This window comes from Rhodococcus sp. 14-2470-1a, from assembly GCF_002259425.1.
Lineage (GTDB): Bacteria > Actinomycetota > Actinomycetes > Mycobacteriales > Mycobacteriaceae > Rhodococcoides > Rhodococcoides fascians_E.
This window is the reverse complement of the sequence record NZ_NPFZ01000032.1, coordinates 1-21,421: the sequence shown is the minus strand read 5'-3', so window position 1 is coordinate 21,421 and position 21,421 is coordinate 1. Positions and strand designations below refer to the sequence as shown.

Here is a 21,421-nt window from a genome sequence, read left to right as displayed (position 1 = left end):
CCGGATCTACCGCGCTGCGGCAACCTCGCGAAGAGCAGTAATCACGCTCCGCAAATGTGCGCGCATGGCAGCCTCGGCTGCGTCGGAGTCGCGGGCGCAGACGGCATCGATGATGGCAACATGCTCGGGCAGCGACACCGACATGCGTCCAGGATGCATCGCCAGCTTGAACTGATGGCGGACGAGTTGCCCGCGCAGCCGCTCCAAGATCTCGTCTGCGGATCGCTGGGCGCTTATCTCACGAATACGTCGGTGCAGCAACTGATTCTGACGCGAGTATCCAAAGACGTCGCCTGCTGCGGCGGATTCGGCGATAGCTCGGCGAAGATCGGTGAACTCGGCAATGTCGGCGTCGGTGACATTGCGAGCGGCCCGGGCGGCACACAACCCTTCGACGACCATGCGAACCTCGGTGATCTCGACTGCCTCATCGAGCGACACCGACCGAACCCGCGCGCCCCGATTGGCTACACGTTCGATCAAGCCTTGAGCGCCGAGCTCTTGCAAAGCAGCGCGAACAGCGCTCCGGCTGGCATGGAATTGCATGCACAGATCAGCCTCGACCATTCGTTGATTGGGTGCGAAGTCACCGCCGAGAATCGCCTGCCGAATCCCATCGGTCACCACAGTGTGATCGGTAATCAGTTCCTTCGATCCCAGTTCCGCCATCGACTTCGAACCACCTTCAATATTGTCACCAAAATTGTTGTACAAATCGTAGCTCACTCAACGGGTTCTCTGCGGACTTCGACCGAATCGACATTCGCCATGCGGTCGCGCGCCGCGAGATACGAAACCAACACCCAACTCTTCGAGACTGGAGAACCGCATGACCACACCTGCAGTCAAAAGCCCTGGATGGCTCGACTGGTATCCCGACCCGAGCGCACCACGTTTCGCGATGCCGACAGGGGCCGTGGACGCTCACTGCCACGTCTTCGGACCGTCCGATCAGTTCCCGTTCGCCGACGAGCGCAAGTACACACCCTGCGACGCAAGCAAAGACCAACTGTTCGCACTCCGCGACCACCTCGGAGCCACCCGCAACGTCATCGTCCAAGCAACGTGCCACGGAGCTGACAACACCGCCATGGTCGACGCCGTCGAAGCTTCCAGCGGTACTGCCCGCGGCATCGCCACCGTCCGCCCCGACGTCACCGACACCGAACTGCGCACCCTGCACGACGCGGGCGTCCGAGGAGTGCGCTTCAACTTCCTAAGACGCTTGGTCGACACCGCTCCCGAATCCGAACTGCTCACGATCGCCAAGCGAATCGAGCGTCTCGGCTGGCACATCGTCATCTACTTCGAGGGGCAGGACCTCGCGGACCTCGAAGGATTCTTCGACACACTCCCCGTCCCGATCGTCATCGATCACATGGGACGACCCGACGTCACCGCGCCCGTCGACGGACCGGAGTTCGATCGGTTCCTCAGGTTCGTAGACCGCAACAACGCGTGGGTGAAAGTTAGCTGCCCAGAACGACTCACCGTCATCGGGCCGGCTGCACTTCACGGTGAAAGTAGCGCCTACATCGACGTCGTCCCCTTCGAGCGGAAAGTCGTCGACGAGTTCCCGGACTCGGTGCTCTGGGGAAGCGACTGGCCACACCCGAACCTGACCGACCATATGCCCGACGACGGACTCGTAGTCGACCGCATTCCACTCTTCGCACCAACCCCCGAGCTACAGCACAAACTCCTTGTCGCCAACCCCACGCGGCTGTACTGGCCGAACGAGACCGCCTGATCGCCGCTCCCCTCCCCCAAGAATTGAGTAAGACGATGCAACACTCCAACGCGGCGAACCGACTCGATCGGATGCCGGTGTCCAAATTTCACAAGATCACCCTGATCGCAATCTCGTTCGCGTACTTCTTCGAATTCGCCGACCTGAACACTTTCGCCACCACCGTCCCCAAACTCATCTCGGTCTGGGGCGTCAACGTCAATCAGATCGCCTACGTCACCTCGCTGTCGTTCGTCGGCATGTTCTTCGGCTCCATGATCGGCGGCTACATCGCCGACCGACTCGGACGCAAAAAGGCACTGTTCGCAACCACCATCTGGTTCGCGTCTTTCTCTTTCCTCTCGGTCTTTTCCTGGGACATCTACTCCCTGGGACTGCTGCGAATCCTTACATCAGCAGGACTGTCGGCCATGACCGTCGCCGCGGTCATCTACGTCAACGAGATATTTCCGAGCGCGATCCGCGGTAAGTACCAGGCCTACGCGATTGCCATCGGGATCTGCGGGACCCCGGTCACCAACCTCATTGCCAGTGCAGTGGTCCCGGCCAGTGACTGGTCGTGGCGGTTGGTCTATCTGTGGGGTGCATGCGGAATCCTCTTCTTGATATTTGCACGTCGACTGAAGGAGTCGCCACGCTGGTACGAAAGCAAAGGCGAATACGACAAGGCAGATGCGGTCCTGAAAGACATCGAAGAGCACATAGTTGCCGAGTCCGGGCCCCTTCCTGAACCGAAGACCGAGGTGATCGAGACCGCTTCGCAGTCCAAAGCACCCGTGAAAATGTTGTTGCAGAAGCGATACCTGTTCCCGACCATCCTCCTGTCGGTCATGTGGATCACCCAGACGATCGGATTCTTCGGGTACTCCAGTTGGGCACCCACTCTTCTCGCCAACGAAGGGTTCAGCGTCGAGGATTCGATCTTCTACGTAGCGCTCACAACAGTTGGTGCACCGTTGGGATCGTTGCTCGCAGCGCAGATCACCGACCGATTCGAACGCAAGTGGTGTCTGGCAATCTTCGGCGCAGTCATTGCCGGTTGTGGTCTGCTGTATGGTCTCACGTTCAACCCGATCATGATCGTCACGTTCGGATTCCTCGTGAACTTCTTCGAACGTGGCTACACGGCAGTCGCTTACGCCTACTCCCCTGAGGTGTTCGACACCCGAGCGCGCTCACTGGGCACCGGCGTCTCCTACGGACTGGGGCGACTCTCCAACGCCATCGGACCACTGATCATCGTCGCTCTCTACAACGGTCAGGGCTATCAAAGCGTGTTCTACTTCATCGCAGGTATGTGGCTCTTCGGTTCCTTTACGCTCGCCGTCTTCGGGCCGAGAACACGGAAAGCACGACTGGCAGCAAGTACCCCCACGGAGCAACCCGCTACATCATGACCATCACCTGACCCGCTCGAGCTCTGTGCAGCGGAAGCAAGCCAGGTACCTGATTGACCAGGTACCTGGCTTGCTCTCCACGGTTGAGACTCCGGCCAGCCCCATTGTCTGCAAGGCAAACTGGCCCGAATCTCCGAAACTGCAATAGGTTCGGCTTGCGGTACTTACGTCAAAGCACAAAGGCGGCCTCGGATTTCTCCGAGACCGCCTTTGAAACTGCATTGTGTCGGGCTGACAGGATTTGAACCTGCGACCACTTGACCCCCAGTCAAGTGCGCTACCAAGCTGCGCCACAGCCCGCCGCGCCGGTTAAGGCGCTCGATGAGATTACCCCAGCCCCACCCCTGACACGAAATCGCCTGGTCAGGGGTGGGCGGAGAATCTATCGGCGGTTGTTGCCCTTGCCCGGCCGCTCGCGCTTTTCGCGGATACGGACCGAGACACGGACGGGGCTGCCGTCGAAGCCGAACTCTTCACGCAGACGCCGCTCGATGAACCGGCGGTAGCCGGCCTCGAGGAAGCCTGTGGTGAACAGAACGAATGTCGGCGGACGGGTGGTCGCCTGGGTGGCGAACATGATTCTCGGCAGACGCCCACCACGCATCGGTGGAGGTGTCGCCGCGACGACCTCCTTGAGCCAGTTGTTGAGCCTGCCGGTAGGGATTCGCTTGTCCCAGGACTCGAGAGCTGTTTCGAGGGCCGGAACGAGCTTCTGCACGGCCCTGCCGGTGTGCGCGGAGATGTTGACACGCTGCGCCCACGGCACCCGAGCGAGATCGCGATCTATCTCCTTCTCCAACTGCAGTCGACGGTCCTCGTCCACGAGGTCCCACTTGTTGAACGCCAGCACGAGCGCACGGCCCGCGTCGGCGACCATCGACAGAACTCGGAGATCCTGCTCCGAGATGACCTGTGACGAGTCGATGAGCAGGATTGCGACCTCGGCGGCCTCGATGGCCGATTTCGTCCGCAGCGACGCGTAGAACTCGGCGCCGCTGGCATGGCTGACTCGCTTGCGCAGGCCGGCTGTGTCGACGAAACGCCATGTCTTGCCGCCTAATTCGACGAGCGAGTCGACGGGGTCGACGGTGGTGCCCGCAACGTCGTGCACAACGGATCGCTCGTCGCCGGACAGCTTGTTGATAAGCGACGACTTGCCGACGTTGGGCTTACCGACCAAGGCGACTCGTCTCGGACCGCCCCCGGGAATACCTTCGCGGGGAGTTTCCGGGAGCGCTTCGAGAACGCGGTCGAGCAGATCACCGGTGCCGCGGCCGTGCGTCGCCGACACCGCATTCGGCTCGCCGAGGCCGAGCGACCACAGTGATGCAACCTCGGACTCGGTGCGTCCGTCGTCGACCTTGTTGGCCACCAACAGCACCGGGGTTTTCGAGCGGCGCAGCACCCGCGCAACCGCTTCGTCGGTCGTCGTCGACCCGACGCGTGCGTCGACGACGAGCAGAATCGCGTCGGCGGTGTTCATCGCCAACTCGGCCTGGCGCGCAACGGACTGCTGCAGTCCCTTGGCGTCGGGCTCCCACCCGCCGGTGTCCTGCACCAGGAACCGACGTCCGGCCCAGTTGGCCTCGTAGGACACTCGGTCACGCGTGACGCCGGGAATGTCCTCGACAACCGCTTCGCGTCGGCCGATGATGCGGTTGACGAGAGTCGACTTTCCCACGTTGGGCCGTCCGACGACTGCGAGAGTCGGGACTGCGACCGCTGCCTCTGCATCGTCACCGTCGACGTAATCGAGAAGGTCCCACTCCCCCTCTTCGCTCCACGTGCCGTCGCCTGCGACCTCGCCTGCGTAGAATTCCTCGGTCACTGCTTCACTCCAGTTCTGTCGTGCACAACCTGGAGCAACGCGTCGATGACGCCGTCCATGCCCAGATCGCTGGTATCCACGATCACGGAATCCTCGGCAGGCCGCAACGGAGATACGGCGCGAGTGGAATCCGCATGATCGCGGCGTTGGACGTCGGCGAGAACTGCCTCGTAATCGTCGACCCGTCCCTGAGAGATGTTCTGTTTGTTGCGTCGGTCCGCCCGTGCTTCCGGCGACGCCGTCAGGAAGACCTTGACGTCGGCGTCGGTCAACACGACGGTCCCGATGTCGCGACCCTCCACGACGATCCGCGGAAACGACGCCGAGATGTCGCGCTGCTTCTGCACCAGGAGCTCCCGCACCCGAGGAACGGCCGACACGGCAGAGACCGCCTTGGTGACGGCCTCTCCTCGGATCTCCTCCGAAACGTCCTCACCTGCAAGAGTGACTGCCTCCGCGGCGGGGTCGGTGCCGATGTCCAGAGGAAGCGTCGCGACGACGTCGGCCACCTTCTCCGAATCCGTCGGATCGATTCCGGCGCGCAGCACCCACACCGTCGCCACGCGGTACATCGCACCGGTGTCGAGGTACCGAGCGTCGAGTGCCGTGGCGAGCTTGCGCGAGACCGTTGACTTACCGGTTCCCGACGGCCCGTCCATGGCAATGACCAGGCCGTCGATACCGAGATCGTCCATCACAGACCGACCGACTCGTAGAGCTTGCCGACCTCGCCGCGTCCCAGCACACGCAACGTGCCGGGACGCTGGTCGCCGAGAGCAACGTTGCCGACGTCGGTGCGCACGAGGCGACCGACCGGGAATCCGACCGAGTCGAACAGGCGCCTGACGATGTGCTTGCGGCCCTCGTGCAGCGTGACGCGCACGAGTGACAGGCCGTTGGAGATGTCGAGGAGCGCGAACCCGTCGACCTTCACCGGACCGTCGTCGAGGGTGACACCGGCCTTGAGCTTCTTGCCCAGATCACGCGGGATCGCGCCGAACAACGTGGCCAGGTAGGTCTTCGACACCTCGTACGACGGATGCATCAAGCGGTGAGCAAGATCACCGTCGTTGGTGAAGAGCAGAAGGCCCTCGGTGTCGGCATCGAGACGTCCGACGTGGAACAGTCGCTGCCCTGCCTGCACGCGCTCGGAGACGATGTCGCCGACGCACGGGCGTCCCAGATCGTCGGACATGGTGCACTGCCATCCACGCGGCTTGTTCATCGCGAGGTGAACGAGTTCTTCCTTCACGACGATGCGTGTGCCGTCGACGCGGACGATCGCGACGTCCGGATCGATCCGGATTCCCTGCTCGGTGACGATGCGGCCGTCGACCTCGACGCGACCGTCGGCGATCAGTTCCTCGGCAGCCCGGCGCGATGCGACACCGGCCTGAGCGAGCACCTTCTGCAGACGCACACCCTCACCGCGCGGGACGTGACGCCGCTTGGCGTCGGGCTCGATGTACTGGTGCTTCGCGGGCTTCGCGTTGGAAATGGTGGTCGACGGAGCCTGCTTCTTCTGCGGCTTCGGTGGCTTGGGCCGAGAGGGCTTCTTGCGCGGCACTGCGTCGTTGCTGCGATCGTTGATGCCACTGTCGACCGGCTTGTTCTCGAAGGGTTTGCGCTGGTCGACGCCTTTGCGCGGGACAGCCTTGCGGGGTCCTCCGGCGCGGGGCGCATCGTCCCTGCGTCGGTTCTCGCGCGGATCCTCCGACCGTCCGGTCGTCGGCTTCCTACGCGGAGCCTGTCGTTTGTTCCTGTCCGGTGTGCCATCACGGCGAGCGGGCTTGTTCACTTCTTTACCTATCAGTCGTCCGAGTCGAGCTCGGCTACCGGATCGGGTTTCGATCCGCGGTTCTTGGTGGAGCGGGTGACTCTCGGGTCGGTATCCATGCTGTCACTGATCTCGTCGATCAGGTCCACTCCCGGCAACAACGGTGCCAGCGGTGGCAGATCCGTGAGCGAAGCCAGACCGAGCCGTTCGAGGAACAACTCGGTTGTGGAGTACATGGTTGCGTTCGATTCCGGATCCACTCCAGCTTCCGAAATCAGTCCGCGAGCGAGCAACGTGCGCATCACTCCGTCGACGTTGACCCCTCGCACGGCGCTGACTCGCGCGCGGGTCAACGGTTGACGATATGCGATAACGGCGAGAGTCTCCAATGCCGCGCGTGTGAGCTTGGACCGAGCGCCGTCGAGAAGCAGCCTCTCCACGTACGGCGCGTACACCGTGCGCGTGTAGAAACGCCAGCCGTCACCGGCGTATCGGAGATCGATTCCGCTGCGTCGTTCGGTCAGATCCGCGGACATCCTCTGGAGAATCGGCTTCACGCGTCCGACATCGCTCCCGACGGCCGACGCCAACTGCTCGTTCGATGCCGGCGAATCCACCACCAGCAGGACGGCCTCCAGAGCCGAGACGAGCGTGGCGTCGTCCAGCTCGTCCGTCTCCTCCGCAGACTCCACGTCGAGCGGCTGTTGCTCATCCATAATCCACCGCCGAGACCAGAACCTGCCCCGACTTCTCCTTACCCGTCCACGTCACCAACAGCTCACCCAGCGGCTCGGGCTGCTCGAACGCCAGAACCTGCTCGCGAAACAACTCGAGCAGCGCAAGGAACCGCGCGACGATCTCCACGGTGTGTTCGCATCCCTCGGTCAGCTCCGAGAACGGCGTCCATGCGCCTTCGCCTTTGCTCTCCAGCCGTTCCATGACCCACTTCGCCTGCTCGGGAACCGACACCGAGTGCTGGTGAATGTGATCGAGACCGACCTTCGGGATCGGCTTCGGCCGGAAGGCAGCCGCCGCGATGTCCGCAAATCGAGCTGCATCGACGCCCAACAGCACCTCGGGGATCAGGTCGGTGTAGCGGTCCTCCACGGAGACCGACCGCGGATACCGACGCAGGGCTGCTGCCTCGAGCTCGCCGAAGAGCTGAGCAACCTGCTTGTACGCCCGATACTGCAACAACCGCGCGAACAGAAGATCGCGCACTTCGAGAAGGGCAAGATCCTCGGCGTCCTCGACATCACCCGACGGCAGCAGCCTCGCCGCTTTCAGATCCAGCAGAGTCGCCGCGACGACCAGAAACTCCGTCGTCTGATCGAGGCCCATCTCCTTGCCCAGGCTCTTGGTGAAGGAGATGAAATCGTCGGTGACAGTGTGCAGCGCGACTTCGGTGACGTCGAGGCGATGCTGACTGATCAGTGTGAGAAGGAGATCGAACGGCCCCTCGAAGTTGAGCAGCCGAACACGAAAACGCGACGGGTCCTCGTTCTCGGGTACTTCGATCGGCGTGGTCTCGGTGGCGGTGTCGGTCATCGGTTACGGACCGGAACGGTAGATGACCTCACGGGCCAACGACCGATAGGCTTGTGCACCAGATGATTTGGGCGCCCAGGTGGTGATCGGCTCACCGGCGACGGAGGTCTCGGGGAACCGGACCGTCCGAGTGATCACCGTGTCGTAGACGACGTCGCCGAACACCTCGACGACACGAGTCATGACCTCACGCGAATGCAGCGTCCTCGCGTCGAACATCGTCACCACGATGCCGGCCAGCTTCAGCCGAGGATTCAGCCTGTCGCGCACCTTCTCGACGGTGTCGTTGAGCAGCGCGAGACCGCGCAGACTGAAGTACTCGCACTCCATCGGAATGAGCACCTCGTCGGCGCAGGTGAGTGCGTTGACGGTGAGCAGACCCAGCGACGGCTGGCAGTCGATGAGCACGTAGTCGTACCGATCGAGCACCGGATGCAGAACCCGACCGAGCGTCTGCTCGCGGCCCACCTCGGTTACCAACTGGATCTCGGCTGCCGACAGGTCGATGTTGCTCGGCAGAAGATCAAGATTCTCCACCCGCGTGCGCATCAGGACGTCGTCGGCGGAAATCTTCGGCTCGACGAGCAGGTTGTAGACCGTCAGATCCAGCTCGTGGTGCGCGACGCCGAGGCCGGCCGACAACGCACCCTGAGGGTCGAGATCGACGAGCAGGACACGCCTGCCGTAGGCGGCAAGCGACGCACCGAGGTTGATCGTCGACGTCGTCTTGCCGACGCCACCCTTCTGGTTGCACATCGCGATGATCTTCGCGGGACCGTGCTTCGCCAAGGGCTGGGGATCGGGAACCTCCCTGGTCTTGCGACCGGTCGGGCCTAATTCGGTTGCCGCAGGAATGGTTTCTCTCGTCTCACGGCTGGTGTCGGGCTGACGCGTATGGAACAACGCGCCTTCGTTGTGCGGATGCTGGGGCGTGAGGCCGTCGGGAGTGGCCTCGTAGCTTCGATAGGACGAGTCACTCGCCGGAGCCGAGTGCGTGGCCGGGCCCTGCGGTGCCGGTGGAGCGGGAGGCGTAGGGGTCGACTCTTCCCAGGTCTTCTCCGAACCAGACTCCGCCGCTGGCGGCCACGGTGTCGACACGTCTCCAGCGCTCCCCTGTCCGTTCGTACTGTGCGATTCTTCCTTCGCGACTGCTGTCCAACGCTACCGCGTGCTCGGTCGACACCTTCGCCGGACACGCGCAAAGCATGTCACCGGGCGCGCGGATGCGCCTCGGCCCACACTTCACGAAGCGTGTTGACGGTGACAAGGGTGTAGATCTGCGTCGTCGTCACCGATGCGTGCCCGAGAAGCTCCTGAACGACGCGCACATCCGCACCACCGTCGAGCAGGTGCGTAGCGAACGAATGCCGCAATGTGTGCGGGGAGACCGCGGTGGCGATACCGGCCCGTTCCGCCGCCGTGTGCAGCACCTGCCACGCACTCTGCCGTGACAACCGCCCGCTCCGAGCATTGAGAAACAGCGCAGGAGTCGCCTTCTTCGCCAGCGCCGGTCGACCCCGCACGAGATACGCGTCGACGGCGTCGACCGCCGGACGGCCGATCGGTACGACGCGCTGCTTGTCGCCCTTGCCGCGCAGCAGTACCGCACGGTTGTCGGTGTCGATGTCGTCTACGTCGAGGCCTACGGCTTCCGAGATACGAGCGCCCGTCGAATAGAGCAACTCGAGTAGCGCCTTGTCCCGCAGCCCTCTCGGAGCGTCGGCGCCATCCGTCGTCGCAGCGTCGAGAATCGCGATGACCTGATCCAGCGGCAGAGACTTGGGTAACCGACGACTGGGCGTCGGCGGCTTGACCGCCCTCGCCACGTCGACGCGGGTGAAGCCTTCGAGTGCCGCGAACTTGTGCAGCCCGCGGACCGCGATGAGGGTGCGCGCGGCGGAACTCGCAGCGAGAGGTGGAAACTCGTCTCCCCCACGTCGGAGCTCGATGACGAACGCGGTGACGTCCTGTTCGCCGACGACTCCGAGATCGTCGATGTGATGCCCGGACAGGAAGGCCTCGTACCGCCGAAGATCCCGGCGGTACGAAGAAAGAGTGTTCTTCGCAGCACCGCGCTCGACCTCGAGGTGATCGAGATACGCGGATATCTGCTTCGCCAGCACCCCTGACCTATCCGTGAGAACGCTTCCGCAGCTCGAAGGTCGTCGGAAGATCCGGCCACGGGGCGTCGGCGGGCCGCAGCGGCGTCGACCCAGCCCTGGACGCTGCCAAGGCGAGGATCCCCGACACCGCGGAGGCGTTGATGAACTCGCCGGACAGGGCGCGTTGGACGGCTTCGGTCAACGGGACGAATTGCAGCACCAAGTCCGCTTCTTCATCCCGTGCTTCCGGGCGGTCCACCTCGGACAGATCTTCCGCGAGGAAGATCCGCACACACTCGTCGGTGAAGCCTGGCGACGCCGTCACGTCGACGAGCACCGACCACGTGTCCGCGGCAAGACCGGTCTCCTCGGCCAGTTCGCGCTTGGCGGCGTCGACAGGTGGCTCGTCGAGCTCGTCGAGCAGACCGGCAGGCAGCTCCCACAGGCGCCGACCGATCGGGTGACGGTACTGCTCGATCATCGCCACGCGGTCCGACGAGTCGAGTGCCACGATCGCCACAGCGCCGTGATGTTCGACGACCTCACGCTCGGCCACACGTCCGCCCGGCATCTCGACCTGGTCGAGCCGAAGCGCCAGAATTGCACCCTCGTACACGGTTTTGGTTGCGACGGTGGTGAACTCGTGGCGGTCCTGCGGACCCGAGCCGGATTCCGAAGTGGTCATCCGACGCTTTCGGTAGTGGCACCGGACACCGGGAACTCGGAATCCTTGGTGGCCTCTTCACCGTGCACATCGACCGGAAGGCGCTCGGCGGCCTTGTACTTCAACGCCGCATTGATCAGTGCCGCGAAGAGCGGATGCGGACGCGTCGGGCGGCTCTTCAGCTCGGGGTGAGCCTGCGTACCGACGAAGAACGGATGCACCGACGCGGGCAGCTCGACGAACTCCACGAGGTGGCCGTCGGGCGAAGTCCCGCTGAATACCAAGCCGCTCTTGGAGATTCGGTCACGGTAGGTGTTGTTGACCTCGTACCGATGACGGTGACGCTCGGACACCTCCGTCGCACCGTACGCACCGGCCACGACAGATCCCTTGTTCAACTTCGCCGGGTAGGCACCCAGACGCATCGTCCCACCGAGATCGGCCTCACCGGCGACAGCATCCTCCTGGTCCGCCATCGTCGAGATGACGGCATACTTCGTGTCCGGCTCGAACTCGGCCGAATTGGCGTCGGTCAAGCCCACCGAGCGCGCCGCCTCGATGACCATGCACTGCAACCCGAGGCACAACCCCAGCAGCGGAACCTTCCGTGTCCGCGCGAACTCGATAGCTCCGAGCTTGCCCTCGATACCGCGAATACCGAACCCTCCGGGAATCAGCACCGCATCGACATCGCCCAAGGCAGCATGCGCACCGGCAGGCGTCGCGCATTCGTCGGACGGCACCCACTTGATCTCGACCTTCGACCGGTGCGCGAAACCTCCGGCACGAAGCGCCTCGGTGACCGATAGGTAAGCGTCGGGTAGATCGACGTACTTGCCGACGAGGCCGACACGCACCGTCTCGCGGGGCTCGTGAACACGCTCGAGGAGACCGCCCCACACCGTCCAGTCGACGTCACGGAACGGAAGTCCGAGCTTGCGGACGACGTACGCGTCCAGGCCTTCCTTGTGCAGGACCTTCGGGATGTCGTAGATCGACGGCGCGTCGGGGGTGGAGATGCAGCCGTCGACGTCGACGTCGCACATGAGCGCGATCTTGTTCTTGAGGCCCGGAGTGACCTCCCGATCGCAGCGCAGAATCAACGCGTCCGGCTGAATACCGATGCTGCGCAGCGCCGCGACGGAGTGTTGCGTCGGCTTGGTCTTCAGCTCGCCCGACGGGGCGAGGAACGGAACCAGCGACACATGCAGAAAGAAGACGTTCTCGCGTCCGACGTCGTGACGGACCTGGCGAGCGGCCTCGAGGAACGGCTGCGACTCGATATCGCCGACAGTGCCGCCGATCTCGGTGATGACGACGTCGGGCTGATGCCCCTGCAGATCCGGCCCGTTCATCGCAAGGATACGACTCTTGATCTCGTCGGTGATGTGCGGGATGACCTGAACGGTGTCTCCCAGGTACTCACCGCGGCGTTCCTTGGCGATCACGGCAGAGTAGACCTGACCGGTGGTGACGTTCGCGAACCCGGAGAGATCGCGATCGAGGAACCGCTCGTAGTGGCCGACGTCCAGGTCCGTCTCCGCGCCGTCCTCGGTCACGAAGACCTCGCCGTGCTGGAACGGATTCATGGTGCCTGGATCCACGTTGAGGTAGGGATCGAGCTTCTGCATGGTGACGCGAAGGCCACGTGCGGTCAGTAGCTGCCCGAGGCTCGACGCCGTGAGGCCCTTGCCGAGCGAAGACGCAACGCCTCCGCTGACGAAGATGTGCTTGGTGTCAGATCGCGACTGAAGGCGTGACAATGATGCTCCCGTGACCAATCTGCAGGGCTTGCTCCTGCCAGAGAGCTGACAAGAGAGGTACAACGTCCATAATGGGCCTGCTACCCACGGGTCTTCACGGTAACACCACTACGGCAGTTCACGCGAACGACTCGCCACTTCTGTGCTGCGAGTTACCGCGCGGGGGCTCCCACCGTCACTGCCGTCGAGTTGGCCCCGGTGCCGTACCGCCCCGCAGCACCGTCCAATTGCTCCTGCAGCGCGAGGGTTGTCGTGATCCGTCCCGCCTCACGGTCGACGTTGTCGACCGTGCTCACGCCCGTGGACAACGCCGGATCTGCCCGCACGACGGCGACCGGCCCGTTCCCGTTCGCGGCTCCGGTGCGACCGGCAAGAACCGTGCCCGCTCCCCGGGCGTCGAGTCCGCCGGCGAACCTCGCGACGATCGCACCTCGATTGCCGTCACCGTCCTCGGAACTACCACCGGTGACGACCACTGCGAGCTGAGCGGGTGCAACAGCACCGTTGTCGTACGCGATGAACCCGCCGCTGCGCAGCGTCTCGAGAGCCAACGCGAGCTCTTCCGGCGTCGACTGAGGCTCTGCGGTCTGTGCGTTCAGCAACAACACCGAACCGAGCAGATCGCCGGCCATGCTGCCCTGATCCACTGCACCCGTGCGCAATTGAATCCCGGCAGGCACCACGTTGGTGAGTCGCGTCCGCAGATCGTCGCCGCTCGCAGCGGAGACGAACGAGTCGGTGAGCGACACCCGGCCCGTCACCGCAGCGCCCGACGCCTCGATGGACCGCGTCACGCCGTCGACGTCGCCTGGGTCCGCGTCGGGAGTGCTGATGACGACGACACTCCTGTCCAGCAACGCGTCGCGTACGACGCGGCCTGACACCGCAGCGTCGAAACCGTCCGCTGAGTTCAGCTGCTCACCGAGTTGATTGTTGGTGTCCTGCAGCGCACCGACTTCGTTCTCGAGATCGGTCTTGTCGTCGCGAAGGCCCGAGACGAGGCCGCTCGACAGCAACCCGGAACCGAGAACCACTCCGATCGCAAGAGCAACGAAGATCGCCGCGATCGAAATGGCATGTTGACGCATCGAAATCACGCGAGCAGCCCCTGAACCCACGTCGCGAACTGATTCCAGAGATTCACGGCCCAATCGAGCACGTCGCCGCCCATGTTGGACACCACCAGAGCGACGATCACCGCAACCAGAGCCGCAAGGATCAGCAGAGCGATGGCCCCGCCGGAGACGCGACTGCGGTACAGAGTCGCAACGGCTTTGGCGTCCACCAATTTCGCGCCCACCTTCAGTCGGGTCATGAACGCTGCGGGATTGGTATTGCGGCGACCGCGGTCGAAGAACTCGTCCAGACTTGCCGGGCTACCGACGGTGACGATCAACGACGCCCCGTGGTGGTCGGCCAGCAGCAGTGCCAGATCGGCGGGCGCGCCCGTCGCCGGGAACGTCATCGCGCCGATGCCCAGATCCTGGATGCGCTCGAGACCGTTGGCATGACCGTCGGAGTCGGCAGGAAGAACGACCTCCGCGCCGGACTTGAGGGTCTGCGCCGTGATCTCCTCGGGGTCTCCGACGATCAGATCGGGTCGGTATCCCGCCTTCATCGCCGTGTCCGCGCCGGCGCCGACACCGATGATGATCGGCTGGTACTCCTTGATGAACGGCTTGAGATTCTTCAGATCCTCGGCGTGACCGGGACCGTCGGCCACCACCACGACATGGCGATCTTGCAACACGATGTCGATGTCCGGCACACCGACACCGTCGATCAGCAACGGACTCTCGGTGCGGATGAACTCGATCGTGTTGCCCGAGAACGCCTCCAGATGGTCGACCAGACCGGTCTTGGCCTCGATCATCCGATCGGAGATCTCGGCTTCGCTCTGCTCCTCACCTTTGGCGAGGCGACGGTCGCCCGTGTAGACGCCGCCGTCGTTCAAGCGGATCTTCGACCCGTCCTTGATCTTCTTGAACACCTCGGCGCCGGCCGAGTCGATCAGGGTGATGCCGTTCGCGACGATCACCTCGGGTCCGAGATTGGGATACCTTCCCGAGATCGACGGGGAGGCGTTGACGACCGCCAGCACACCCGCCGAAACGAGCGCATCCGCCGTCAGCCTGTCCAGATCGAGCTCGTCGAGCACGACGATGTCCCCTGGACCGACGCGTTTCAGCAGCTTGGCAGTGTTGCGATCGACCCGGGCGATACCACTGATTCCGGGCAGCGAATCCTGATTGCGTGACAGCAGAGCCGGCATCTTCATGGCACCCATGATGACGCCGACGACACGCCCGACGGTGGAGGCGCGCCGAACCAATTACCACACTGGTCACATCTGTACCAGCAGGAGTGGAGCCTGCAGGAATGACCGGAAGGAAGGAGTGGAGCCTGCAGGAATGACCGAATCGAAGCTGCGGCGGTTATTTTTGTCGGTCTGCGCGGGCGGTGGCGAGTAGTTCTTCTGCGTGGGCCCGACCGGTTTCGGTGTCGTCCAGACCTGCCAACATTCGGGCCAACTCGACGACTCTTTCCGACGAGGACAGTGTTTTCACGCCGCTGTTCGCAGCGCCCTTCTTCGAGTCCGCTTTGTCGACCACCAGATGTGTGTCGGCGAATGCAGCTACCTGAGGCAGGTGAGTGACGACGATGACCTGGTGCGTCCTCGCCAGGCGAGCCAGCCGCCGTCCGACCTCGACCGCTGCGCGACCACCGACACCGGCATCGACCTCGTCGAAGACCATGGTGGCGCCCTTGTCGGACCCTGCCAACACGACCTCGAGCGCCAACATGACGCGGGACAGCTCGCCACCCGAGGCGCTCTTGCTGATGGGTAGCGCCTGAGCCCCGTCGTGCGCCGACAGCTTGAACTCGACCTCGTCGACACCACTGGCACCGGCATGAAGCTCTGCACCGTCGACCGACAGCGGCGCGGAGTCCTGGGGCCCGGCGGGAATCGTGCGCAGATCCAGCTGCAATTTGGCTTTGCCCATCGCCAGACCCGCCAGCTCCGCGCTGACGGCTTTGGCCAGCTTCGCGGCTGCCTTGGCTCGCGCAGCCGTCAGTTTGCTCGCCGCCGCGGACACCTCGACCGCAGCGGATTCGACCTTCGCGGACAATTCGGCAAGAGCGTCGGCTGACACATCGATCTTCGACAGACGATCACGCGCATCGTCGGCCCACGCGATGACACCGTCGACATCCGCTGCGTACTTCCGCGTCAACGACTTCAGCTCGGACTGACGGTTGAGCATCGTCTCGAGCGCGGACGGATCGGACGGTAGGTCGGAGAGATAGCTCGTGATGTCCGCGCCGATATCGGTGACCAACGCCAACGCGTCGTTCAGCCGGGGCAGCAGATCGGTCAACGTGGTGTCGTCGGTCTGTTCAAGCCTTGTTCTGGCCTCGCCCAGAAGATGAAGAGCCGAAATGCCGTCGCCGACGTCGTCCGCAGCCCCCACCAGCGCTGCGCCGGCACCTTCGGCGGCTTCGCGCAGCGAGTCCAGGTCGCCGAGCCGTCGCACGTCGGAGGCGATGGTGACGTCCTCGCCCATCTCGGGCGCGATGGCATCGATCTCCTGTAGGCCGAACTGCAACCGGTCGGCTTCCTGTGCCAGCTCGCGGCTGCGGTCGGTGCGGTCGATGAGTTCGGTTCTGGCAGCGAGCCACTCGGTGCGTGCGGTGCGATACTTCTTCAGCGGCGTGGCGACGGAGTCACCTGCGAACCGGTCGAGCGCATCGAGCTGACGGTCCACGCGGAGCAGCCGCAACTGATCGTTCTGGCCATGGACGGTCAGCAACGAATCGGTGAAGCCGGACAGAATTGCTGCTGGGACACTTCTGCCCCCGAGGTGGGCGCGCGATCGTCCGTCTGCGTTGACGGTCCGCAACGCGATGATGGAGTCGTCCTCGTCGCGCTGAGCCCCGGCCGATTCGAGTACACGCTCGACCTCGTCGACAACTTGCGCCGACGCGGTTTCGGTGCTGAACCTGCCCTCGACGACTGCACGATCGGCGCCGAGGCGCACCCTGCCTGCGTCGGCGCGGGCACCCGACAGCAGGTGCAGGCTCGTGACGACCATCGTCTTGCCCGCACCCGTTTCACCGGTCAGGACTGTGAGTCCTTCGTGGAACTGTGCGCTTGCAGTTGAAATGACTCCGAGGCTGTCGATTCGAATCTCTTCGAGCATGCTTACCTCGCTCTCCCCCGCCATCCTGATGTAGGTAGCGCGAACTTGGTGACCATTCGATCGGCGAACGGCGCCGAATCCAGGCGAACCCACCGAATCGGCGTGCCCCCACGGATGACTTCGACGCGGCCGCCGGCAGGCAACTTCATGGTTCTACGTCCATCACAGAACACCAACGCATCGTGCCCGGCGGCATCCGTTTCCACGGCGATGAACGACTCCGGACTGGTCACCAGAGGACGCGCGAACAACGCGTGCGCATTGCTGGGGATGACCAGAATCGCCTCCAACTCGGGCCACACCACCGGACCGCCGGCCGAGAAGGCATAGGCCGTCGACCCTGTGGGCGTCGCGATCAACACCCCGTCGCAGCCGAACGCGGAGACGGGACGATCGTCGACCTCCAACACGACCTCGAGGACGCCGAGGCGTGAACCGTTCTCGATGCTTGCCTCGTTCAAGGCCCAGCCTCGCTCGACAACCCGGTCGCCGACGCGCACCGCAATGTCCAACGTCATTCGCTGCTCGACGCGGTACTCCCGACTCACCACTCGGGTGAGTACCTCTTCGAGATTCTCTGCCTCCGCTTCGGCAAGGAACCCGATACGTCCGAGATTGATCCCCAGCACCGGAATGTCCGCGCTGCGTGCCAGTTCCGCTGCCCGCAGAAACGTACCGTCCCCGCCCAGCACCAGCACCAGCTCACAACCCGCGGCGGCGTCGGGACCGAACTCGACGACCGACAGTTCCAGATCTGCACCGAGTGTCACGTCGGTACCGGTAGGGCCGACGGCTTCGATACGCGACGAGTCCACCTCGTCCAACAACACGCGCAGGCGAATGCCCGCTTCACCCAGCACCTTCGCGACCCGTCTGGCGGTGTCGGCTATCTCGCGACGACCCGGATGAGCGACCAGCAAGACCTCGCGCACCGGAGTAGTCGCCGGAACGAAAGTCATTGTGGGCCCTCCTCGACCGCGCGTTCTACCAAGGCCTGCACATCGGCATCCGCAGCAGGTTCCTGCGCGGACGAGTGCGATCGTAGCCACAAAAAATACTCGACGTTGCCCGAGGGACCGGGAAGCGGACTCGCCGTCACGTCCCGAAGCGACAAGTTCAGCTCGGCAGCTGCTCGTGCCACGTCGACGACCGTCTCGATGCGCAGCTGCGGATCACGAACCACACCGCCTGAACCGACACGGTCCTTGCCGACCTCGAACTGCGGCTTCACCATCAATGCCAGGTCCGCGTCGGGGTCCGTGCACGCCACGAACGCAGGCAACACCAGTTTGAGCGAGATGAACGACAGGTCCGCGACCACGACCTCGACGCGACCTCCGATCGTGTCAGCATCGATGGAACGCACGTTGGTTCGATCGACGACATGAACCCGCTCGTCGGACTGCAAGCGCCAGACGAGTTGGCCGTACCCGACGTCGACAGCGACGACTTCCTTCGCGTCCCTGCTCAGCAGAACATCGGTGAACCCGCCCGTCGACGCCCCTGCATCGAGGCACCGTTTGCCCGCGACCGAGAAGCCATCTCGCTCGAACACCTCGAGTGCTCCCAGAAGCTTGTGTGCACCTCTCGACGCCCACTGAGTTTCGTTTTCGGCCTCCGACACCAGCAACGGCGTACCGGCCTCCACGGCCGTCGCAGGCTTGGTTGCTACCGTTCCCGAGATCTTCACCCGCCCGGCAGCGATCAGCTCCACAGCGTGTTCCCTCGAGCGCGCCAAGCCACGACGAACGAGCTCGGCGTCGACGCGTGCGCGTCGTGCCATGTCAGCTCTTGTCCACGGAGGAGAGCGCATGAACGAGGACGTCGTGCGCCCGTCCGAGAATCTGCGCCTGAACGTTCAGATCCATCGGTGCGTCGCCCTCACCCGGCAGCCGGTCCAGCAAAGCGTCGACCTCCGACACGACGGCGCTCGGGTCGACATCGGGGGTCGCTGAATCCTGCGGGCGGTGCTGCCCTGGAAGTGGAATCGACGTGCTCATCGACGCTAACGCTATCGGATAGGTCCGACGTGTGCCCGAGCGCCCGACGCCGCGCCGGTTACGTAAGCAGTCGAGCGAGCACCTCGGTGCCGACCCCGTCGACCGTCACGGTGTTCCACTCTCGATCGGAACGATACGCAGCGTCGGCTGCTGTCAGGAGTCCGTCCACGGTATCCGGTGCGTCGGTTCCCCTGTAGGTCACCACCAGCGCAGCGTCCCGGACCTCAGCGGACCAACCTTGCTTCGCCCCGACCCGAGACTTGTCGGAGGGCAGATTCAGCACGTCGAGGTCGAAACCGATGTGCGTCGGACGCTCCGACGGCACCGCACGCACCGCATCCAACGCACTGCTGACGCCGGTGAGCACGAGCAGCGACGGAATGCCGATGGTGCAGGCACCGGCGATGTCCGTGTCCAACCTGTCGCCGACGACCAGCGGGCTCGCAGCCTCACTCAATCGAATGGCGTCCTGCATGATGGGCGCCGCCGGCTTTCCTGCCACCAGCGGCTCGCTGCCGGTCGCCGTTCGAACGGCAGCGACCATCGATCCGTTGCCGGGCGCAAGACCTCTTTCGGTCGGCAGGGTCGCGTCGGTGTTGGTGGCTACCCACACAGCTCCTCCGCGGATGGCGAACGCGGCTTCGGCGAGAACTCCCCAATCCGTCGCCGGATTGTGCCCCTGAACGACGGCAGCAGGCTCGCCCTCGGCTCGACGAACCGGACTCAGACCCACCAGTGAAATCTCCGCCGACAATGCATCCGTGCCGACCACCACGACCGTCGAGCCGGCAGGGACACGCTCAGCGAGCATCCGAGCAGCGACCTGGGCACTGGTCACCACGAACTCCTCCGACGTATCGAACCCGAGCTCGACGAGATGCTGCGCAACATCCGACGGCGACCGACTCGCATTGTTGGTGACGAAATACTGCTTCTCGATACGCCCGGAGTCCTCCGAACGACCGCGCAGGTACTCCACCGCTCCCGGAATCGGATCCTTGCCCTGGTAGACGGTGCCGTCCAGATCGAGCAACAGAACGTCGTGTTGAGACCTCAGAACCGAATCAGTGGTCACTGCCCGGACAGCTCCTCGACGCGCTCCTCGGCGTCCGTCTCTCCGTCGACGTCGGCTGCGGCCGCGTTGAGGAACCACTTGACGCCCTCTTCGACGCGGCCTGCCGCCACCAGAGCGTCGGCGTACACGTAGAACAGCCGCGCAGCCGCGGTGCCCGAACGCGATGCATCGAGATCAGGAGTCTGCAGCGTCACCACTGCCTGATCGAACTGGCTCAGATCCATACGCGCACCGGCAACGACGATACGCAGCTCCGACGCCGCCTCACCGGTCAGCTCCCGCGCCTCGTCGCTTCGACCGAGTTCGATAGCTCGCTCCGGACGACCCAAGCCGCGCTCGCAATCCGCCATCACCGCCAGATGGCCCGGTCCACCGGCCATACGACGAGCTGCACGGAGCTCGGACAGAGCCTCCGCCCACTCACCGGCGTGGTAGGCAGTCACACCAGCAGTCTCGCGGACGACGGCGATACGTCCCGCTCGCTGCCGCGCAGCACGTGCGTGCTGCAGCGCGAGTTGCGGATCGTCGTCGAGCAAACGGCTCGCCATCACGAGATGCCGTGCAACAGCAGTGGCATTGTTCTTGTCGAGACTCAACAGATCACGACGGATCGCAGGCTCGAGTTGACCGGCCTCGACCTCGTCGGGCAGATCCGGCTCCTCGGGACGCGGCGGACGCCTGTCCGCGGGTCCGCTTCCCCTGCGATCGCCCGAGAATCCGCCTTCACCGCCTCGACGACGAGGAGGCCCGTCGGACCTACCTCCACCGCCCTCGCCTCGACGAGGATTGCCCGAACGGCCTGCGCCACCGCCGGCACGGCTCCGCGAATCGTTGGAGCGACGGTTTCCGTCGCCACGGAAGGAGCGGCGGTCGTTGCTGTCTTCCGGCACAACGGGTCCTTTCTATAAAGAGATAAAGCTCTGCGTCGGTCGACCGACACCGTTCATCCAAACAGAGAATGGGTTGAAAACTGAAAATTGCAGAGCCCCGATGTGGGTTACGCAACTACACATGCTCACCGACCAGAACGTAGACGCATCCACTCGTCCTGGTTCGGACCTCTGGTTTCGTACTGAGTCTCCGGGTCCGGAAGGGTCGATTTCACCCTCGTGTTGTGCGTGTGGGGGTGGTGTCAGCGCACATTCGGGGGGTGTTTTTCGGTGGGTGTGGTCGCTGTGGCTCGTGGGGGTGTGCATGGTGGGGTGTTTTTGGTTCGGGTATGCAGAACACCCCCGGGGACCGTGTGGTTCCCGGGGGTGTTCTGTGAAAGTGTGTTCGGCGGTGTCCTACTCTCCCACACCCTGTCGGGTGCAGT

Annotated in this window: 20 protein-coding genes and 1 tRNA gene; 2 read left to right on the top strand and 19 right to left on the bottom strand. The window is 64.0% G+C overall.

Annotated elements, in window-relative coordinates; translation table 11 throughout:
* Window positions 1–6: 6 nt before the first annotated feature.
* Entirely contained in the window at window positions 7–726 is a 720-nt protein-coding gene (locus CH292_RS21020) for a GntR family transcriptional regulator (RefSeq protein WP_256978376.1), read from the bottom strand.
* 103 nt (window positions 727–829) lie between these two features.
* Between CH292_RS21020 and CH292_RS21015 the strand changes: the two genes are divergently transcribed.
* Entirely contained in the window at window positions 830–1,750 is a 921-nt protein-coding gene (locus CH292_RS21015; RefSeq protein ID WP_094655613.1) for an amidohydrolase family protein, read from the top strand.
* A gap of 35 nt (window positions 1,751–1,785) precedes the next feature.
* Entirely contained in the window at window positions 1,786–3,147 is a 1,362-nt protein-coding gene (locus CH292_RS21010) for an MFS transporter (protein WP_094655612.1), read from the top strand.
* 226 nt (window positions 3,148–3,373) lie between these two features.
* Here CH292_RS21010 and CH292_RS21005 read toward each other — a convergent pair.
* The 18 genes from CH292_RS21005 to CH292_RS20920 all read right to left on the bottom strand — a co-directional run bounded on the left by CH292_RS21005 (window position 3,374) and on the right by CH292_RS20920 (window position 20,996).
* Window positions 3,374–3,447, bottom strand: a tRNA-Pro gene (locus CH292_RS21005).
* A gap of 82 nt (window positions 3,448–3,529) precedes the next feature.
* Complete coding sequence (gene der, locus CH292_RS21000) at window positions 3,530–4,975, bottom strand: ribosome biogenesis GTPase Der (protein WP_019667868.1); 1,446 nt, start codon at window positions 4,973–4,975, stop codon at window positions 3,530–3,532.
* Window positions 4,972–5,670, bottom strand: a complete 699-nt coding sequence (cmk, locus tag CH292_RS20995) for a (d)CMP kinase (protein WP_033188366.1) — start codon at window positions 5,668–5,670, stop codon at window positions 4,972–4,974. Before cmk ends, der begins: the two co-directional genes overlap by 4 nt.
* Window positions 5,670–6,773: a pseudouridine synthase gene (locus CH292_RS20990; RefSeq protein WP_019667870.1), complete on the bottom strand. Its 1,104-nt coding sequence runs from the start codon at window positions 6,771–6,773 to the stop codon at window positions 5,670–5,672. Before CH292_RS20990 ends, cmk begins: the two co-directional genes overlap by 1 nt.
* An 11-nt stretch (window positions 6,774–6,784) precedes the next feature.
* A complete protein-coding gene (gene scpB, locus CH292_RS20985; RefSeq protein ID WP_019667871.1) occupies window positions 6,785–7,468 on the bottom strand; it encodes an SMC-Scp complex subunit ScpB in 684 nt (227 codons plus the stop codon).
* Window positions 7,461–8,300 carry a ScpA family protein gene (locus tag CH292_RS20980; protein ID WP_019667872.1) on the bottom strand — a complete coding sequence of 280 codons (840 nt, stop codon included), beginning with the start codon at window positions 8,298–8,300 and terminating at the stop codon, window positions 7,461–7,463. Before CH292_RS20980 ends, scpB begins: the two co-directional genes overlap by 8 nt.
* A 3-nt stretch (window positions 8,301–8,303) precedes the next feature.
* Entirely contained in the window at window positions 8,304–9,203 is a 900-nt protein-coding gene (locus CH292_RS20975) for a ParA family protein (protein ID WP_026348255.1), read from the bottom strand.
* 305 nt (window positions 9,204–9,508) lie between these two features.
* Window positions 9,509–10,423 carry a site-specific tyrosine recombinase XerD gene (xerD, locus tag CH292_RS20970; protein ID WP_094655611.1) on the bottom strand — a complete coding sequence of 305 codons (915 nt, stop codon included), beginning with the start codon at window positions 10,421–10,423 and terminating at the stop codon, window positions 9,509–9,511.
* 7 nt (window positions 10,424–10,430) lie between these two features.
* Window positions 10,431–11,087, bottom strand: coding sequence for an NUDIX hydrolase (locus CH292_RS20965; RefSeq protein ID WP_033188363.1), 657 nt, complete (start codon window positions 11,085–11,087; stop codon window positions 10,431–10,433).
* Window positions 11,084–12,829, bottom strand: a complete 1,746-nt coding sequence (locus CH292_RS20960) for a CTP synthase (protein WP_020113236.1) — start codon at window positions 12,827–12,829, stop codon at window positions 11,084–11,086. The genes CH292_RS20965 and CH292_RS20960 overlap by 4 nt, the downstream gene beginning before the upstream one ends.
* Before the next feature lie 152 nt (window positions 12,830–12,981).
* Window positions 12,982–13,926, bottom strand: coding sequence for a copper transporter (locus CH292_RS20955; protein ID WP_141216379.1), 945 nt, complete (start codon window positions 13,924–13,926; stop codon window positions 12,982–12,984).
* A complete protein-coding gene (steA, locus tag CH292_RS20950; protein WP_026348257.1) occupies window positions 13,923–15,107 on the bottom strand; it encodes a putative cytokinetic ring protein SteA in 1,185 nt (394 codons plus the stop codon). The genes CH292_RS20955 and steA overlap by 4 nt, the downstream gene beginning before the upstream one ends.
* A gap of 157 nt (window positions 15,108–15,264) precedes the next feature.
* Window positions 15,265–17,031, bottom strand: coding sequence for a DNA repair protein RecN (recN, locus tag CH292_RS20945; protein ID WP_170949222.1), 1,767 nt, complete (start codon window positions 17,029–17,031; stop codon window positions 15,265–15,267).
* A gap of 2 nt (window positions 17,032–17,033) precedes the next feature.
* Entirely contained in the window at window positions 17,034–17,990 is a 957-nt protein-coding gene (locus CH292_RS20940) for an NAD kinase (protein WP_019667881.1), read from the bottom strand.
* Window positions 17,987–18,814, bottom strand: coding sequence for a TlyA family RNA methyltransferase (locus CH292_RS20935; protein ID WP_094655609.1), 828 nt, complete (start codon window positions 18,812–18,814; stop codon window positions 17,987–17,989). Before CH292_RS20935 ends, CH292_RS20940 begins: the two co-directional genes overlap by 4 nt.
* A gap of 1 nt (window position 18,815) precedes the next feature.
* Window positions 18,816–19,031 carry a hypothetical protein gene (locus CH292_RS20930; protein ID WP_019667883.1) on the bottom strand — a complete coding sequence of 72 codons (216 nt, stop codon included), beginning with the start codon at window positions 19,029–19,031 and terminating at the stop codon, window positions 18,816–18,818.
* 58 nt (window positions 19,032–19,089) lie between these two features.
* Entirely contained in the window at window positions 19,090–20,106 is a 1,017-nt protein-coding gene (locus CH292_RS20925; protein WP_019667884.1) for an HAD-IIA family hydrolase, read from the bottom strand.
* Window positions 20,103–20,996 carry a hypothetical protein gene (locus CH292_RS20920; RefSeq protein ID WP_094655608.1) on the bottom strand — a complete coding sequence of 298 codons (894 nt, stop codon included), beginning with the start codon at window positions 20,994–20,996 and terminating at the stop codon, window positions 20,103–20,105. Before CH292_RS20920 ends, CH292_RS20925 begins: the two co-directional genes overlap by 4 nt.
* Window positions 20,997–21,421 lie beyond the last annotated feature (425 nt).

Excerpts from the sequence above, each read along its gene's own strand:
- CH292_RS21015 (WP_094655613.1), top strand. The coding sequence starts at position 830 with ATGACCACACCTGCAGTCAAAAGCCCTGGATGGCTCGACTGGTATCCC.
- CH292_RS21010 (WP_094655612.1), top strand. The coding sequence starts at position 1,786 with ATGCAACACTCCAACGCGGCGAACCGACTCGATCGGATGCCGGTGTCC.
- cmk (WP_033188366.1), bottom strand. The coding sequence starts at position 5,670 with ATGGACGATCTCGGTATCGACGGCCTGGTCATTGCCATGGACGGGCCG.
- scpB (WP_019667871.1), bottom strand. The coding sequence starts at position 7,468 with ATGGATGAGCAACAGCCGCTCGACGTGGAGTCTGCGGAGGAGACGGAC.
- CH292_RS20980 (WP_019667872.1), bottom strand. The coding sequence starts at position 8,300 with ATGACCGACACCGCCACCGAGACCACGCCGATCGAAGTACCCGAGAAC.
- CH292_RS20965 (WP_033188363.1), bottom strand. The coding sequence starts at position 11,087 with ATGACCACTTCGGAATCCGGCTCGGGTCCGCAGGACCGCCACGAGTTC.
- steA (WP_026348257.1), bottom strand. The coding sequence starts at position 15,107 with ATGAAGATGCCGGCTCTGCTGTCACGCAATCAGGATTCGCTGCCCGGA.
- recN (WP_170949222.1), bottom strand. The coding sequence starts at position 17,031 with ATGCTCGAAGAGATTCGAATCGACAGCCTCGGAGTCATTTCAACTGCA.
- CH292_RS20940 (WP_019667881.1), bottom strand. The coding sequence starts at position 17,990 with ATGACTTTCGTTCCGGCGACTACTCCGGTGCGCGAGGTCTTGCTGGTC.
- CH292_RS20935 (WP_094655609.1), bottom strand. The coding sequence starts at position 18,814 with ATGGCACGACGCGCACGCGTCGACGCCGAGCTCGTTCGTCGTGGCTTG.
- CH292_RS20930 (WP_019667883.1), bottom strand. The coding sequence starts at position 19,031 with ATGAGCACGTCGATTCCACTTCCAGGGCAGCACCGCCCGCAGGATTCA.